Source organism: Luteolibacter sp. Populi (genome assembly GCF_040801775.1).
In the GTDB taxonomy this organism is placed as follows: Bacteria; Verrucomicrobiota; Verrucomicrobiia; order Verrucomicrobiales; family Akkermansiaceae; genus Haloferula.
The window spans coordinates 653,962-670,538 of record NZ_CP161812.1 but is presented as its reverse complement, the minus strand read 5'-3'; the positions used below and the strand labels follow the sequence as shown (position 1 = coordinate 670,538).

Here is a 16,577-nt window from a genome sequence, read left to right as displayed (position 1 = left end):
TTCACGCGTTCCGCCGCCTGCGACCCAGCATGACGGCGGGCAAGATGATGCTAAGCAGGATGGCCGAGGGCTCCGGCACCGAGACCGTCCGGAGGGTCCCGCTGAGCTGCAATGAGGAGGCGTGGAAGTCGCCGCCCGAGAAGGTGCTTAAATCCCGCAGCGTGATCGTGACGTTGCTGAGATCCGTGCCCCAAGGCAGGTCCAAGGTTCGCAGCACCGGAGCCGGCCCGGGAACATCGTAGCCAAAGACACCGCCCGGGCCCCCTTCCGGTGCATTCAGGGCTTCCAGGCTCCACGTGTCGGTATAAGTCAGCAAATGGCCGCCTACTGAAATCTCTATGATCCCTGTCCAAGTGAGGAGGAGGTCGCCCGCCGGATAGAAGAGGGAACCGTCCCATGTCATGGGATCGTCCGGGATGAATTGGAGCTGGATGGTCTGGCCCGGAGTGAGGCCGGCCAGGTTGCTGAGGTTGCGGCTTTGCGAGACCGAGGTGTTGATCGACGTGCTCGGCGGGCCGGTGTAATCGGTTTCAAGACCGACCAGAGTCGTGGCGGCTTGGGCGAATCCCGCCAGAAGGGTGACCAGGAAGATCGGGAAGCGGAGGGGATTTTTCACGAATGTCATGTCCGGATAGGTGAAGGATTCATTATCTGATCCGCCCGTCCAGTCCACGAGGTTTCAGGAAACCTACTCCGCCAGATATGTTGCCAGCTTTTCCCGCAAGGTCGTCCTGGCCCGGAACAGCAGGCTTTTCACGGACGAGACCGAGGTCTTCAGCACGACCGCGATCTCCTCGTAGGCTAGGGACTCATAGCTATACAGGATGACCGCGGTGCGCTGCGCCTCCGGCAGCGTCGCGATCGCCCGGTCGATCTGCTGGTGCATCTCGACCTTCATGGCTTCCTCCTGCGGCTCATGGCGCGTTTCGGACGCCATCTGGAAGCCGCTGTCTTCCTCGCGCTCCTCGCTGGAGACCTCCTTGCGGCGGGTCCGGCGGCGGGACTCGTTGAAGACTAGATTGCGCGTGATCGTGAAAAGGTAGGTCGTGAATTTCGCCTCCGGGCGCCAGCGCTTGGCGTGCTTCCAGATCCGCAGAAAGGCCAGCTGGGCGATGTCCTCAGCCTCGGTCGGGTCGTTCAGCATCCGCGCCACCGTGCCCACCACGGCATTCTGATGGCGTTCCACGAGCTGCCGGAAGGCGTGCTCGTCACCCTCCGCGATCCGATGCATCAGCGCCACATCCACCTCGTCTCCATCCACGCTGTCATTCGCTGGGATCGGGCGTGGCGATGGCATGCGGAAGTTCGGGAAGGTCAGTGCGGCTTCCATTCTCTCCGTGGCGAACCACGGGACGAGCTAGAAGTTGCGGAAGGCCCGGATTCGGAGATTCCGCTCCCTCAATGGACGCTGCCGGCCCCGCGGCTATTCAAATCAGTTGCAGTAGTTCGTTTGAACGCCGGTCCACCTCGGCGAAGCGCGCCGCGTTCTCCGGCTTCTTGATATCCTCGTCCCAAGTCGGGATCATTTCCTTCATCCGGGCCCTGCCCTCCGGTGTTTCCAAGAGGTGGCCGAAGCACTTCTTCACCACTTCCAGCACGATATTGACCGATACCGAAGCCCCGGGGGAGGCGCCGAGCAGGGCGGAGATGCTCCGATCCTCATTGGTGATGACCTCGGTGCCGTAGTGCACGATCCCCGCTTCGCCGTCGGTTTTCTTGATCGCCTGCACGCGGATCCCGGCTTCGATGAGCTTCCAGTCCTCCGCCTTGGCCCCGGGATAGAAAACGTGCAGCACATCCATGCGGTCCTGCATGCTCTGCGTGCCCTGTTGGATGAGGTACTTGACCAGCGGCAGATTGCTGACACCGATTTTGAGCAAGGTCGCCAGGTTGTCCGGCTTCACCGAGAGCGGCAGGTCCAGATAGCTGCCCTTCTTGTGCAGGAACTTGGTGGTCCAGGCGGCGAAGGGCCCGAAGAGCAGGGTCTTCTTGCCATCAAGAATGCGGGTATCCAGATGCGGCACCGCCATGGTCGGTGCGGATTCGAGCGGCTGGCCGTAGACCTTGGCCTGATGCCTGGCGACGATCTCGGGGTTCTCGCAGACGAGCCATTGCCCGCCGATCGGGAAGCCGCCGAGTCCCTTGGCCTCCGGAATGCCGGACTTCTGCAGCAGCGCCAGACTGCCGCCGCCTGCGCCGACGAAGACGAACTTCGCGTTGTTCTCGTGGGATTCGCCGGTGACCAGGTTCCTGGTCTTCACCTCCCAGCCGGTCGCGGTCTTGGTCAGATCCGTGACCCGGTGGTTCGAGGCGATCCCGCAGCCCGGTTGCTTCTCCAGCCAGCCGAGTAACTTGCGGGAGATATTGCCGAAGTTCACGTCGGTGCCGCCGTCCATCTTGGTCGCGGCGATCGGCACCTCGCCGCGCTTTTCGAGGAGCAGGGGTGCCCAGGAAGCGATCTTCTCCCGGTCCGTGGAAAATTCCATCCCGCGGAAGAAATGGTGCGCGGCCATGCCTTCGTAGCGGGCGCGCAGGTATTCCACCATCTCCTTGCCGTGGACAAAGCTGATGTGGGGCAGGGGGGTGATGAATTCCTTCGGCTTGTCCGCCATCCCGCTGGCCACGGCGTGGGCCCAGAATTGCTTGGAGTGGTCGAAGTGCTCGAAAATCTCGATCGCCTTGGCCACCTTGACCGTGCCGTCCGGTTCGCGGTGCGGGGTGTAGCTCAGTTCGCAGATCCCCGCGTGGCCGGTGCCGGCATTGTTCCAGCCATGCGAGCTCTCCTGCGCCAATTCCTCCGTGACTTCATAAACTTGGATCGAAAGCGTGGGTTCCAGGCGCTTGAGCATCGCGCCGAGATTCGCGGACATCACGCCGCTGCCGATAATGATGACGTCGGGATTATGAATGTGGGTCGAGTGCGGCATGGACGGGAGCGGTTTAGCCGTTCGACACCCGCCTGCCAACCCTTGGAGGCGGTATTCTTCTGTCAGCAGCGCATTTCCGGGCCCTGTTCCTCAATCATTTATCGAAAATCCAACTTTGAATCGGGGCCGCGGTCGCAGAATCCAAAATCTTCGGTCTTGCAGGCGAATTCACGGCGCGGCGCGCCTGTACCGGGGCGGGGCGGGGCGGTACGGCGACAGTAATTTTACGGGTCGCAAATGTGAAGACCCTGTGAATTTAATGTTAGGACGTAGGTACAACTTGCCATCGGCCCCGCCATCGGGTAGCACCCGCGCCGCACACCTGTTGCTGCAAAATACCATGACCATGACATCAACTATCCTCACCCGCCTTTCCCTGTTGGCTTGCGCGGTTGCCCTTCCTGGTACGGCTCTGGCCGGTGCCCCCACCGCTGGTGAACTCGAGTTCGCCGCTGCCGACATCGCTCCTGCCGACGGTAGCCTGAACAAGGAAGAGTTCACGACCACGCTCCCGGAAGGTTCCAAGCCGAAGTTCGTGAACAAGCAGTTCAAGAAGGCCAACTTCGTCAAGAGCGAGAGCCTCACGCTCGAAGAATACCTCGTCTACATCGGCGACATCGAAGCGCCGACCAAGCAAGAGCTGTCCTTCCGGGTGGCTGACTTGAACCTCAACGGCGGAATCGACCTCGCCGAACTCAATACCGCGACTCCCGGCAAGAGCCCGTTCATCAACATCGTCAAGACCTTCCTGATCGCCGACGACGACGCGAACGACGAGCTTTCCCGGGCAGAGTGGACCCTGCTCAAGACGGGCAAGGCCAAGCCTGCGAAGGGTGAGAAGTTCCTGAAGTTCGTTCTCGCGGATGCGAACGAAAACAACCAGCTCACCAACCTTGAGTTCGCCAGCACCTTCCCACGCGGAACCGTGCAGGCCAAGGTCGATGTCAAGTTCGACAAGCTGGACAAGAACGACGACACCTTCCTCACCCGCGATGAATACAATCCGGGTGCCCCGAAGACCCCACCGGCGCCCTAAGCGATCCGTGATTCTTTGATTCCGAAGCGGCAGGGGCAACCCTGCCGCTTTTTCCTTTGGTTGGGAGGTCGTCCCTAACGGTCGAGCCACAGACTCTTCAGATAAGCCTCGCCCGTGAAGTCCCCGGGCATCGGCGCATACCGGACCTTCAGCGGTTGCCGGGACGCACCCCGCAGCTGCGCTTCAAAAGCCCGCGGATCCAGGGTCCGGCAATTTGTCGAAGCCAGCACGAATCCGCCCGGGGCGAGACAAGCGAAGGCCAGCCCGGCCAGAGTTCCGTAATCCTTCTCCACCCGGAAGACCTTGCCCTCCTTGTCCCGCGAGAAGGTCGGCGGATCGAGCACGATCCCGTCGAACTTCCGGCCCTGCTTCGCGAAGCGGGTGAGCCAGTGGAAGGTGTCGCCCTTGCAGAAAAAGTGGACCTCGGGGTCGAAGCCGTTCAGGGAAAAATTCCGCTTCGCCCAATCGAGGTAGGGCTGCGCCAGATCCAGCGTCGTCGCCGTCGCACCCGCAGCGGCGGCATAGACCGAGAAGGCCCCGGTGTAAGCGAAGGTATTGAGCAGGGTCATGCCCGGCTTCAGGCGGGCACGGAGTTCCGCGCGATTGTCCCGCTGGTCCAGGAAGATGCCTTGGGAATAGCCCGCTTGGAACGAGATCCCGAAGGCCAGCCCGCCCTCGTGGATCGTGAAGGGCTGCTCCTGGAACGGACCGGAGAGGTGCGCCGGGGAATCTTTCTGCTGCTGGTCCAGCCGCTTCCAATAGACCGTCCGGGCTTGGTTGCGGAGCCATTCGGACATCTCCCGCGGAATTTCGCGATCACGGGTCGAGAGCAGCCAGCGCCCTGCAAAGTCCTCCAGCTCAATGCCAGGGAGGCCGTCGCCCGCACCGTCGATCAACCGTAGCGCGTTGGTACCGGGGACTCGCAGCGGGACGCGCTGGGCGAGGGCGGCTTCGAGCAGATGGCGCATGGGAGGCATTGCCATGGGGCATCGGGCCGCTAGCATCCAGCGCGAAATGAGCGACCTCGCCTCCCGACTTGACGAAGCCCTGGCCCACGGCCTCCTGCTGCAAAGCTCCCGCATCAATATCGACCTGCTGCTCGCCGGCTCGGCCACGCCGGTCGCCTGCGAAGCGGTCCGCGAATTGGCGGAGGCCGGCGAATGGCAGGAGCTGAACGACCGCTTCTTCAAAACCCTCGCCTTCGGCACCGGCGGACTCCGCGGGCGGACGATCGGGCGCATCGTGACCCGGGCGGAGCAGGGGAAGGGTGGTCCCAACGATCGTCCCGAGCATCCCTGTGCGGGCACCGCGACGATGAATTTCTTCAATCTCTCCCGCGCGGTCCGCGGCCTGATCGCCTACGCGAAGGCGCACGCCGGCACGGCGCGCAAGGCCAGGCTGGTCTTCGCCCACGACACGCGGCACTTTTCCCGGGATTTCGCGGAATATTGCGCGAAAACCGCCGCGGAACTGGGCTGCGATGCCTACCTCTTCGAGTCCGGGCGCTCGACTCCCGAGCTGTCCTTCGCGATCCGCGAACTGCGGGCGGATGCCGGCGTGGTCCTGACCGCCAGCCACAACCCCGCCCACGACAATGGCTTCAAGGCTTACTTCAACGACGGCGCGCAGATCGTGGAGCCGCACGCTTCCGCGATCATCGCCGAGGTGAACTCGCTGCATAACGAAATCTACGAGCCGCTGCCGAAGGACCGGCAGGGTGCCGTCACCATCATCGGCGCGGACATCGACCGGCCTTACATGGACCGTCTCAAGTCGCTGCTCATGCGTCCCGAATTGCTGAAGGGCGGCGGCACCAAGGTGGTCTACACGAATCTCCACGGCGTGGGTGGCGTGATCATCGCGCCGATGCTCCGCGAGCTGGGTTTCGAGGTGATCACGGTCCCGGAGCAGGACATCCAGGACGGCCGTTTCCCCACGGTGGAATCTCCGAACCCCGAGAATCCGCCAGCCCTGAAAATGGCCATCGATCTCGCGGTCAGGGAAGGCGCGGAGCTGGTGATCGGCACCGATCCTGATAACGACCGCATGGGCGTGGCGGTGCGTGAAGAGAACGGCAGCATGCGCGTCCTGACCGGCAACCAGATCGGCTCGTTGATGGCTTGGTATCGCGCCAAGACCGCCTTCGAGGTCGGCTGGCTGAACGACACCACGCGGGCGCGCGCTCTCTTTGTGAAGACCTACGTGACCACCGAACTGCAACGGGCGATTGCCGATCACTACGGCATCGGCGTGGTCGATACCCTGACCGGCTTCAAATACATCGCCGAGAAGCTGAGTAAATATGAGGCGGCGATCCCGGCCGACAAGAAGGGCACGGACTACCGCTCGCTCGATGAAGCGACCACCCGCGCGCTGCGCCTCGAATACTCGCGCTTCTTCCTCTTCGGAGGGGAGGAGAGCTACGGCTACCTCGGCTGCGATTTCGTGCGGGACAAGGACGGCAACGGTGCCGCCGTGATGTTCGCCGAAGTGGCCGCCTACGCGAAATCGGTCGGCAAATCGCTGGCCACTTTGCTCGACGACATCTTCGTCCAATTCGGCTACCACGAGGAGCGCGGCAAATCCCTGACCATGGAAGGTGCCGATGGCGCAGCGAAGATCCAATCTCTCGCCGGCACCTACTCGCTGAATCCGCCCTCCGAAGTCGATGGCTCGAAGGTCTCGAAGGTCCGCGACTTCGCGACCCAGGATCTCTTCGATGCCGAAGGCGATCCGCTGCCGAAGGAGAAGATGCTCTTCGTCGATCTGGAGGACGGCCGCGCCTTCGCGGTGCGGCCCTCCGGCACCGAGCCGAAGATCAAATTCTACCTCTACGGCAAGGCCGCGCCCTCCGGTGATCTCGCCGGCTCGCGCTCGAAGGTCGGGGGCTCGCTCGATAGCCTCTGGTCGTGGATCGAAAGCGACGCCAAGGCCCGCCTCGCTTGATTAATATGCCCTCATTCCTCGTACGCCTTCTCCGTCTTCTGGGGGCCATTTCCAGTGGCCTGGGGATGGCCCTGCTGTTCCCGCCGCACTCGGTCAGCAAACTGGTCTGGGTCGTCCTCGTGCCGCTGCTGGTGGCACTCTGGACCCTCGACGAAAAACGGCGGAAGCGGAAGGCCTTCGCCCTCGGCTATCTAACAGGGCTGTGCTTCTTCCTCGCGAACCTGGTCTGGCTGCGGACGGTGAGCGATGCCGGTTGGGTCGCGATCTCGCTCTATCTGGCTCTGTTCCCCGCCTGTTGGTCGGTCTTCGCTGCTACCTGGGGAAACCCATGGCGGAAGGGTGGGGGAGAAGAGGGGCTGTTCCACGCGCCGCTGCATGCCTTCGCCTGCGCCGCGACCTGGGCGGGGCTGGAGTGGCTGCGGAGCTGGCTCCTGACCGGCTTCGGCTGGAACCCGCTCGGCGTGGCTTTCCATGAGACACCGGTCTTCGCACAAGCCGCCGACCTATTCGGTGCGACCGGCTTGTCGATCCTGCCGATCTTCGTGCAGGCGGTGCTGATCCAGATCTGCGTGCGACGCGCCTCGCAGTACCACTCCGCGGAGATGCGGCGGCGGGTCGCGCTCGGCTGCGCCACCTTGTTCATGGCGGCCTGCTATGGCTATGGCTTCTGGCGGATCAAAACCGCGCATCAGGGTGAATCGATCAAGCTCAAGGCCCTGCTGGTGCAGCTCAATATCCCGCAGACCGCAGGCGAGGTGGCGTGGGAAGATACCGAGATCCACATGGGCTACGAGGACGAGACCCTCGCCGCCTTGGAAGGGCCCGTCGCGCCGAAGCCCGATTGGGTTCTCTGGCCGGAGACCGCTCTCACGGGCCGGATCCTCCGCCTGGACGACGGCACCGCGATGATGCCCTTCAATAACCTCACCTCGATCGAACGCGTCCGCGAGGGCGGGGATTTTACGCTCATCATGGGGCTGAACGAGCTCGAGGGTGAGAAGAAGGGCGAGGAATACTGGATGAAGGAAAACGGCAAGGCATGGAATACCATGACCATCCTGCCGGCCGACGGGGGCTTGGAGACCTTTCGCAAGCATCACCTGGTGATCTTCGGCGAATACATTCCCTTCGTCGACAAGCTGCCTTTCCTCGCGGAAATCTACGAACAACAGACTGGCACCCGCTTCGGTAGAGGCTTCGCGATGGGCGAGAGCCTGGAGCCGATGAAGGCCGAGGTGAAGGGGCAGCAAGTCGGCATCATCCCTTCGGTCTGCTTCGAGGACACGGTGCCGCGCTTGCTGCGGAAGTTCACCCGCGACGAACCGCAGATCATCGTGAACATCACCAATGACGGCTGGTTCAAGGAGAGCGAGGGCGCGGCCCAGCAATTCGCCAATGCCCGTTTCCGCGCCATTGAACTGCGGCGGCCCTTGATCCGCTGTGCGAATACCGGCGTCAGCGCCGCCATCACCACCACCGGCGTCACCCTGCACCCGCGCACGGGCAAGCCGCAGGAACTGCGCGATGCGAATGGCAGCCACTTCACCCGCGGCTCGATGTTCGTGGACGTCGATATCCCCAAGCATCCCACGCGCACGCTCTACGCGATGATCGGGGATTGGGGCCTCATCGGCGTCGCCTTGCTAAGCTTCGCGGTTATGGGACGCAGGGCCGCTGCTGGCAAAACGGAGCCCGAGGATCCGGCATCGCAGCCCGAATCTCCGGAAGACACGGACCTGTAGAATCTGAAAATCAAAACGGCCACACCGTGCTCCACACGCTGGCCTTCGCGCAGCGGATCACCTCCTGCTCGTCATCCACGCGCTTGAGCGCCCGGCTGGCCTTGAGCAATTCGGTGCCGCGGGCCACGGCACGCCATTCAACGGCCATCCCGGTGAGCCGGAGCAAGGTCCAGATCGCGACGACTCCCACGGCCCCGGCGACCGCCCAACCGCCCGGCACCCGCTTCGAGAAAATGGCGAAGACCGCCACCACAGCCACCAGCGCTGGCAATGCCCGCGTCAGATAGGCTCCCTTGGTCCGCGACTTGGCGATCGCGTCGCCCTCCCGCTCTAACAGGGCGAGCCCGCACTCGCGCACCGCATTGCCGAGTGCGGCGGCGTGGGTCTCGCTGCCGCGGCGGCCGGCGGGCAAGCCCATGCGCACGCGCAGGTCCTTGACGCTGGTCTCGCAGTCGCGGCGCAGGCCTTCGATCCGCACCCGGGTCCAGAACCAATGCCGCGCCGCCCACGCACCGGCGAGGGGGATGATCGACAATAATAGCAGGAGCTTCCACACGGCCCTGCCAACTCAGCGTTTCCCGCCGCCTCCGGCAAGCCATGCCTTCGGATCATCCGGCCATGGCTGCTTCGGATAGCGTCCGGCGAGCTCCTTTCTCATCTGCGCGTAGCCGCCGGACCAAAAGCTGCCGAGGTCCTTGGTCATCTGCCAGGGCCGCTGGCTCGGCGCGAGGATGTGAACCAGCAGCGGTGCCCGGCCGTTCGCGACGGTGGGCGTCTGCCAGACGCCGAAGAGATCGCGCACCCGCAGCGCGATCCACGGATCCTTGCCGATCTCGTAGGTCACCTTGGGATGCTGGCCGTTCGCCAGGGTGACCCGTTCGGGTGCGTAGGAATCGAGCGCGGCCCGCTGCACCGAGCTGAGCCATTCCTTCAGCACCGGCCAGACCTGGCGCTCCTTGATGTCCTTGTAGCCGAGCGCCCCGTGGCAAATCTGGGCCACCGCCGCGGCGCGGTCTTCCTCGGACCAGCCGGGCAGTTCGAGATCCGGCATCCATTGGCCGAGACAGGAAAGCCGCGCGCACCATTGGTCCACCGCGGCGTCCCAGTTCTTCAAGATGAGTTCGCCGGATAGAACCTTCGCCGCGAGAATTTCCGCGGCGGCATCCTCGTTCACGCCGTGATCGCTTTCCTTGGTTTCCAGCACGAGGTCGCGGAAGCGGGTCTCCTTGCGGGCCACGACCCTTCTACGGGGTTCATCGTAGCTCGCGCCATCGGCGATGGTGAAATCTTCAGGGAAAAGCTCCTTGAGCCACTCCGGGTCGATGGCCGTGGCGCGCCGCAATTGCACGATCACCTCGCGGCCTTCCACTTCGGTGATCTCCGCGGCCACGAAGGCGGCGGCCTGCCTGGCGGCGCTCTCCTCGTCGAGCTTGCCACGGCGCTTGCCCACCACCCGGCAGGCCAGGGTTCCCTCATTGAAGCGCACCGCCAGCCGGTCGCTGAAGGACGCCAGCATTGCCCGCCCGACGGCTTCGCGGCGCTTGGCGAAGTCCACGCCTTCCCATGGCCAGCCGCGCTGCAGCGCCAGGCGGTGCAAGCGGTCGAAGCCCTGCGCCACCTCCTTCGCGCCGCGTCCATGGATGCCCAGGGGAGCACAGCGCCTGCCGTCAAATTCCATTCCTGCCGCCGAATCGAAGGCGCGCCATTCGGCCTCGAAGTCGCTGCCATCGCCGGGGAAAACGAAATCCTTCCGCCCGATCCCGCCGCGCTTCGAGGCGAAGATCCCATCGCCCTGCACCGCCGCAGCGATGAAGGCCATCTCCGCCACGCAACCTTGCTCGACGCCCGCAAGCATCAGCCGCGAATAGCGCGGCTCTAGCGGCAGGGAAGCCATCGCGCGGCCCTCGTCCGTCAGCTCCCCATGGGCATCCAGCGCCCCGAGATCGTGCAGGAGGGACTCGGCGCGGACCACGCTTTCCTCGAGCGGAGCATCCAGCCAGCGGAAATTCCGGATCTCGCGGACGCCTGCCGCCTTGAGCAGCAGCACGGTCTCGGCGAGGTCCACGCGCCGCACCTCCGGCGCATCGAAGGCCTCGCGCCGCGTGTGTTCGCTTTCGCTCCAGAGCCGGAAGGCTCGGCCTGGCCCGGTGCGCCCCGCGCGGCCTGCCCGCTGCTCGGCGGAGGCCCGGGAAATCTTCCGGATCAGCAGGGTATCGATGCCGCGCCGCGGGTCGAAGCTCGCTTCCCGTGCCAGACCGGCATCGATCACGGTACGCACGCCCTCGATCGTCAGCGAGGTTTCTGCAACATTCGTAGATACAATGATTTTCGGACGTTTTCCCGGCGAAACCGCAGCCTCCTGCGCGGCAGGGGGCAGGCCGCCGTGGAGCGGGAAGATATCGTGATTCCGGAACGCCGACGAGTTCTCCAGCACTTCCACCGTCTTGCGGATTTCGTGCATCCCGGGCAGGAAGCATAGAAGGTCGCCAAGCTCTGGCATGCCCAGCACTTCCTTGCAGACCGTGGCGATGCGATCCCACACCGGGGTCTCCTGCGGTGGCCCGCCGCGGCGGTCGTTGGTCTTCGGCCGATCCGGGCGGTAGGCGATCTCGATGGGGTAGGTCCGACCGCCCGCTTCCAGCATCTTCGCCGGGGCCAAATAGGCCGCCAGCCCGCGGGTTTCCAAGGTAGCGGACATCACCAGTACCCGCAGATCGGGCCGGGAGGCTTCCTGAAGGTCGAGACAGCGGCCGAGCGCCACATCCACCGCCAGGCGGCGCTCGTGGAACTCATCGAAAACCACGGCACCGACACCCGCCAGGGATGGATCTTCCTGCAGCCAGCGCTGGAAAACCCCGTCCGTCATGTAGATCAGCCGGGTGTCCCGACCGTATTTGGTATCGAAACGCACCGCGTAGCCGACTTCGCCGCCGAGGCTGGCACCCCGCAGTTTCGCGACCCAGCCGGCCAGCAGGCGCGCTGCCATCCGCCGCGGTTCGATCACCAGGATCCTGCCGCCGATTCCCGCATCCATCAGCATGCCGGGCACCGCCGTGGATTTCCCGGAGCCGGTGGGAGCCTTGAGCAGCACGCGATCCCGCGCGCCGCTGGCCATGGCAGCTTTCAATTCTTCCTCGATTTCATGGACGGGCAAACGCACGCCCCGGCGATACCGGGGGATTCCGGAAAAGGGAATTCTTTCGCGCGATCCCCGGGAATAGGGCCACCGCGAAAGAGAGCCGCCGCGCGGCCCGTTTATTGCTGATTGCAAGACCCGCTGCGCGGTCTAAGCTCACCATCATGAACACTTTGCTCGGATTCGGCAGCTTCGGCGGCCAGGAGATGCTGATCATCTTCGTCATCGTCCTGCTTCTCTTCGGAGCCAAAAAGCTGCCCGAACTGGCGCGCGGCGTCGGTAAGAGCATGGGCGAGTTCAAGAAAGCCCGGAAGGATTTCGAGACCGACATCAAGGGGTGAGGATTGATTTTTTGGACGAGCCGCGCGATCGCGGGCGCTCCATCCAATGACGGCAAGACCCGGTCTGGGCACTCCGTGATTCGCATTGCAAGGGCCGCCTGGGAGGCCTATTCTTCAAGACCATGAACATGCTGCTTGGTATCGGTTCCCTCGGGGGCCAGGAGATGATCATCATCTTCCTTATCGTTCTGCTCCTTTTCGGAGCCAAGAAACTGCCCGAACTGGCGCGTGGCGTCGGCAAGAGCATGGGCGAATTCAAGAAGGCCCGCGAAGACTTCGAGCGCGAGATCACGAAGTCCGAGGACGAGGTGAAGACCCCGACCCGCGACGAAGCGAAGGCCAAGGAGGACGAGATCCGCATCAAGCAGGCCGCAGGCAGCGAGCCGGTCGAGAAGGTCTGAGGCATGATGCCACGGCAATTTTCATTTCCAAGCGCCCCGGGATTGCTCGGGGCGTTTTGTTTGGCGCTTTCGCTTGGACTTGCCGCCTGCCGCGACAAGGACCAAGGAGGCGACTGGGCCGGGCAAAAAGTCGTCAAGACCGCGGACGAAGCGCCCAAGCCGGCACCTGCTCCCGCTGCGCTGGCCGAGGAAGCGCCAGCGCCGGTCGCAGCGCCTGTAGCCCCCGCCGGAGAGATTGCCACGGACTCCTCCGCGGTCCGTTTCGTGACCTACAATGTCCGTAATTGGCTCACGATGGAGCGGACGGAAGGCGGAGACCGTGCCGCGGCCCCGAAGCCGGAGAAGGAGCGCGCGGCCGTTACCCAAGCACTGCTGGCGGCGAAGCCGGACATCCTGGGAGTGGCAGAGATCGGCAACGAGGACGATGTGAAGGACTTGCAAAAGCACTTGGCCGACGCCGGTTGGCCGATGCCGCACGCTCACCTGAATCGCGGTATCGATCCCACCCGCAGCCTGGTGATCCTCTCGAAGTATCCCATCGGCAAGACGGTCCCCCGCGACGATCTTTCCTACCGCTTGCAGGGCGAGGAATTCAAGATGCAGCGCGGGATCCTGGATGCGAGCATCGAGACTCCTCGCGGAACCTTCCGTTTCCTCGGCGTGCACCTGAAGTCGAAGAGGGAGATCCAGGAAGGCAACGAGGAAGAAATGCGCCGCAACGAGGCCCATCTGCTGCGCCGCGAACTCGATGAGATTCTCACGGAGGATCCCCAGGCCCGCTTGGTCGTCTACGGCGATTTCAACGACACGCGGAATAGTCCCTCGATCCGCGCCATCCAAGGTTCGGGGCGGGATGCGAACGCTCTGACGACCCTGCCGCTGAAGGATTCGCGGGGCGAGTACTGGACCCACCACTGGGACTTCCAGGACCTGTACTCGCGGATCGACTATGTGATGCTTTCTCCCGCCTTGAAGGACTCCGTGGACCGCAAGAACTCGAAGATTCTCGACACCCAGGAAGTCACCAAGGCCAGCGATCACCGGCCTTTGCTGGTCCTGCTCAAGTAGCGCGGCTCTCCAGAGCCGCGGACGTTAGCGTCCGCGGACACCGGAAGCGCTGCTTCTTCAACAGCTTCTCCCCTGAACGAAGTAGCATGGCTCTATGGAGCCGCGGATATTTGTGTTTGGGAACGCCCGAGGCTTCGCTTCTTCAGAGCTTTTTCTCTCGGACAAGCCGAAAGGGTTTCTCCTCACGCCCACATGCGCGGCTCTGGAGAGCTGCGCTACTTCGGCATGCTCATGACCCCGGCTTCGTCCAGGGGCATCAGGGGATTCCACGCGACCTCCCAGTAGTAGCCGTCGGGATCGGTGAAATAGCCGCTGTGGCCGCCCCAGAAAACGTCTTGGGCAGGCTTGATGATCTTGCCGCCAGCCCGCTCGACCTCGCCCAGCACGGCGGCGACTTCCTCCTTGGTCCGGACGTTGTGGGCGATGGTGATGCCGCTGAAACCCTTCGCCGGGCGCGTCTCCGGCGAGATGTCCTCGCAGAGCGCTTCGAGACCATACAGGGCCAGGCGGGTACCGGCGGTAGCGAAGAAGGCCACGCCCTCGCCCGCCTTGTAGCGGGTCGGCCAGCCAAGGCCATCGCGGTAAAAAGCGACGGCGCGGTCGAGATCGGCGACGCCGAGGGTGATGAGGGTCAGGCGGGGTTCCATGGCGACCCAAGAATTGAGGATCGCAAGCGATGCCGTCGATCCCGTTTCGCGGCACTGGACGGGCCGGGGGCGGGATGGCATGAACCGCACATGTCCGACGTGCTTTTGATCCGCCAGGTCCGTGTGGTGTCCGAAGATTCGCCCGCTTTCCACGAGGCGGACGTCCGGGTGGAGAAGGGGATCATCACGGCGGTGGCGCCGGGCCTGCCGCTGCCGGAAGGCGCGAAGGTCATCGAGGGCAAGGGCCGTCTGCTGATGCCCGCGATGTTCGACGCCCACGTCCATTTCCGCGAGCCGGGCTTCGAAGCGAAGGAAGACATCGCCAGTGGCACCGAGGCGGCCATCAACGGCGGAATCACCGGCGTGGTAATGATGCCGAACACCTCTCCGGCGATCGACTCGGCGGCGGTCGTCAGGATGGTCCTCGACAAGGCGAAGGCGGTGGCGCGGATCCCGGTCTACACTTCGGGCTGCATTACGAAGGAGCGGGCTGGCAAGGAACTTTCCGCCATTGACGGCATGCGAGCGCTAGGCGTGAAGATGCTGACCGACGATGGCGATGGGGTGGGGGACTCCGCGGTGCTCTACCGGGCGATGCAATATGCCAGTGAGTTCGGGATGTTCTTCGCCAGCCATTGCGAGGTTCACGACCTCGCCGGACCGCGGGCCTTGAACGAAGGCGCGATGTCCTATCGCCTCGGCATCAAGGGCAGCCCGGCTTGCGCGGAGGAGATCATGATCGACCGCGACATCCGGCTGGCCCACGCGACCGGCGCGCACATCCACATCCAGCACGTGTCGAGCAAGCTCGGCATGGAGACGATCCGCTGGTGGAAGGAACGTGGCGACGTGAAGGTGACCTGCGAGGTCGCCCCTCATCACCTGATGTTCCGCGACGAGGACATCGGCGACTACGACACCCACTACAAGATGAACCCGCCGCTGCGTACGGCGGAGGACAATGCCGCGCTGTTAGAAGCGTTCAAGGCCGGCGTCTTCGACCTGCTGGCCACCGATCACGCGCCGCATACGCCTTTCGAGAAGGCCCAGGATTTCACCAGCGCCCCGAACGGCATCACCGGGATGGATACCGCGCTGGTCTCGATGTTCGACCGCTTTGTCGCGCGTGGCCAGATCGGATGGGATGTCATCGTGAAGCGCTACTCCGCAGAGCCGCGGCGTTTGATGGGCCTCGAACCGGTGCCGGTGTCGGAAGGCAAGCCGGCGGAGTTCATCCTCTTCGATCCCGAAGGCAGCACCACCTTCACGGCGGAGTTCATGAGGTCGAAAAGCCGCAACACGCCCTTCCTCGACCAGACGATGAAGGGTAGCGTGGACCTGGTCGTGCGTAACGGGGAAATCCTGCTGGAGCGCGGGGCTTAGTCGTCGACCACTACTTGGTAGAAACGCCGCCCGGGATGCGCGGTCAAGGCGTCCGTTATCTCGTGGACCTGTTCTGCGCCGGTACCCGTAAAGGCTTCGATGAACTGCCAACCGGTGCAGTCATCGGAGTCGTTCAGCAGGTAGAGCTGCCCTTCGACAGTGGGCCAACGGAGCTTGATGCCGGTGGCCGTTTTCTCGATGGCAACCTTGAACGGATCACCCGTTTCCACGGTCACGGAAGCGGGATCAATGCTGAACTTGATCGAGCCGGTGCCAGCCTTGATTTCGCCGGTCCCGGAGCTAATCGAAGACGGAACCACCGAATCGTCCGGAAATTGGCCGGGAATCAAGAAGAGGCTGGGATTGGGGGAGTCTAGCAACTCCACCACGATGCTGCGATCACTGGCAGCTCCCGTGTAGGGAAAGCTACCGAAGCTTGCACCATTTTCGATGCTTGTGGTCACCCTGAGGGTATCTGTGCGAGAATCATTCTGGGCCACTGCATAGACCGCCTCCAAAGGAGACTGTGGAATGGCTTCGGGCAAGGAGCTGACGGGTAAGGTGGCCTTCCAATTGCTTTCGCCGATCACCGCCTCCATCGAGAGCTGAATCGGTCCCCAGTAGTAGCTCTTGGTGGAAAAGGAGAAATTGGACGGCCGGTAGAGAGTGGCCCCGGAGTCATAAGAGAATTCCACGCTCACCGGTGCTCCCACGGTGGCCGTGAGACCTGCGCCGGTCACGCTGGTAACGGTGCCCGTGGCGGCCCAGCGGGTTTCGAGGGCGGAGGCGGAAAGAACCGGCAGGAGTAGCAGAAGGGGGAATTTCATGGATGGAGGAGAATTGCGCGGTGACGCGGAGAAGATACTTATCCTCTCCGCATCCTGATAGATCGAAGTTTCATCCTTCTGTGAAAATCGCATGAAGGGTTTCAAAACGAAAAATGCCGCCCC

At 63.6% G+C, this 16,577-nt stretch carries 15 protein-coding genes; 7 read left to right on the top strand and 8 right to left on the bottom strand.

Annotated elements, in window-relative coordinates; all coding sequences use genetic code 11:
- Position 1: 1 nt before the first annotated feature.
- The 3 genes from ABWK72_RS02660 to mqo form a co-directional block, all read right to left on the bottom strand.
- Entirely contained in the window at positions 2–616 is a 615-nt protein-coding gene (locus ABWK72_RS02660; RefSeq protein ID WP_367873231.1) for a hypothetical protein, read from the bottom strand.
- 72 nt (positions 617–688) lie between these two features.
- Complete coding sequence (locus ABWK72_RS02655) at positions 689–1,330, bottom strand: RNA polymerase sigma factor (RefSeq protein ID WP_367873230.1); 642 nt, start codon at positions 1,328–1,330, stop codon at positions 689–691.
- Positions 1,331–1,427: 97 nt separating this feature from the next.
- Positions 1,428–2,927, bottom strand: a complete 1,500-nt coding sequence (gene mqo, locus ABWK72_RS02650) for a malate dehydrogenase (quinone) (protein ID WP_367873229.1) — start codon at positions 2,925–2,927, stop codon at positions 1,428–1,430.
- 346 nt (positions 2,928–3,273) lie between these two features.
- Between mqo and ABWK72_RS02645 the strand changes: the two genes are divergently transcribed.
- On the top strand, positions 3,274–3,963 hold the full coding sequence (locus ABWK72_RS02645) for an EF-hand domain-containing protein (protein WP_367873228.1): 690 nt from the start codon (positions 3,274–3,276) through the stop codon (positions 3,961–3,963).
- A gap of 74 nt (positions 3,964–4,037) precedes the next feature.
- Here ABWK72_RS02645 and ABWK72_RS02640 read toward each other — a convergent pair whose 3' ends face one another.
- The gene (locus ABWK72_RS02640) at positions 4,038–4,931 is read right to left on the bottom strand and encodes a class I SAM-dependent rRNA methyltransferase (RefSeq protein ID WP_367873227.1); all 894 of its coding nucleotides are present in this window, start codon (positions 4,929–4,931) and stop codon (positions 4,038–4,040) included.
- Positions 4,932–4,977: 46 nt separating this feature from the next.
- Here ABWK72_RS02640 and ABWK72_RS02635 point away from each other — a divergent pair, with 46 nt between their 5' ends.
- Both ABWK72_RS02635 and lnt read left to right on the top strand, forming a co-directional pair.
- Positions 4,978–6,909 (top strand): phospho-sugar mutase, encoded by a 1,932-nt coding sequence (locus tag ABWK72_RS02635; RefSeq protein WP_367873226.1) that lies wholly within the window; start codon positions 4,978–4,980, stop codon positions 6,907–6,909.
- A 65-nt stretch (positions 6,910–6,974) separates the two neighbouring features.
- Positions 6,975–8,651, top strand: a complete 1,677-nt coding sequence (gene lnt / locus ABWK72_RS02630) for an apolipoprotein N-acyltransferase (RefSeq protein WP_367873225.1) — start codon at positions 6,975–6,977, stop codon at positions 8,649–8,651.
- A 10-nt stretch (positions 8,652–8,661) separates the two neighbouring features.
- Here the strand turns inward: lnt and ABWK72_RS02625 are convergent, their stop codons facing one another.
- Positions 8,662–9,207, bottom strand: coding sequence for a zinc metallopeptidase (locus tag ABWK72_RS02625; RefSeq protein WP_367873224.1), 546 nt, complete (start codon positions 9,205–9,207; stop codon positions 8,662–8,664).
- Between the two features lie 12 nt (positions 9,208–9,219).
- Complete coding sequence (gene hrpB / locus ABWK72_RS02620) at positions 9,220–11,811, bottom strand: ATP-dependent helicase HrpB (RefSeq protein WP_367873223.1); 2,592 nt, start codon at positions 11,809–11,811, stop codon at positions 9,220–9,222.
- A gap of 140 nt (positions 11,812–11,951) precedes the next feature.
- Here hrpB and ABWK72_RS02615 point away from each other — a divergent pair, with 140 nt between their 5' ends.
- The 3 genes from ABWK72_RS02615 to ABWK72_RS02605 all read left to right on the top strand — a co-directional run bounded on the left by ABWK72_RS02615 (position 11,952) and on the right by ABWK72_RS02605 (position 13,597).
- On the top strand, positions 11,952–12,128 hold the full coding sequence (locus ABWK72_RS02615) for a twin-arginine translocase TatA/TatE family subunit (protein ID WP_367873222.1): 177 nt from the start codon (positions 11,952–11,954) through the stop codon (positions 12,126–12,128).
- Between the two features lie 140 nt (positions 12,129–12,268).
- Positions 12,269–12,529 (top strand): twin-arginine translocase TatA/TatE family subunit, encoded by a 261-nt coding sequence (locus ABWK72_RS02610; protein WP_367875312.1) that lies wholly within the window; start codon positions 12,269–12,271, stop codon positions 12,527–12,529.
- A 60-nt stretch (positions 12,530–12,589) separates the two neighbouring features.
- Positions 12,590–13,597 carry an endonuclease/exonuclease/phosphatase family protein gene (locus tag ABWK72_RS02605; RefSeq protein ID WP_367873221.1) on the top strand — a complete coding sequence of 336 codons (1,008 nt, stop codon included), beginning with the start codon at positions 12,590–12,592 and terminating at the stop codon, positions 13,595–13,597.
- A gap of 215 nt (positions 13,598–13,812) precedes the next feature.
- On the opposite strand, the gene ABWK72_RS02600 is transcribed toward ABWK72_RS02605, so the two are convergent.
- The gene (locus ABWK72_RS02600; RefSeq protein WP_367873220.1) at positions 13,813–14,244 is read right to left on the bottom strand and encodes a VOC family protein; all 432 of its coding nucleotides are present in this window, start codon (positions 14,242–14,244) and stop codon (positions 13,813–13,815) included.
- Positions 14,245–14,334: 90 nt separating this feature from the next.
- On the opposite strand from ABWK72_RS02600, the gene ABWK72_RS02595 reads away from it, so the two are divergent.
- Positions 14,335–15,627: a dihydroorotase family protein gene (locus ABWK72_RS02595; RefSeq protein WP_367873219.1), complete on the top strand. Its 1,293-nt coding sequence runs from the start codon at positions 14,335–14,337 to the stop codon at positions 15,625–15,627.
- Here ABWK72_RS02595 and ABWK72_RS02590 read toward each other — a convergent pair.
- The gene (locus tag ABWK72_RS02590; RefSeq protein WP_367873218.1) at positions 15,624–16,454 is read right to left on the bottom strand and encodes a hypothetical protein; all 831 of its coding nucleotides are present in this window, start codon (positions 16,452–16,454) and stop codon (positions 15,624–15,626) included. The genes ABWK72_RS02595 and ABWK72_RS02590 overlap by 4 nt on opposite strands.
- Positions 16,455–16,577 lie beyond the last annotated feature (123 nt).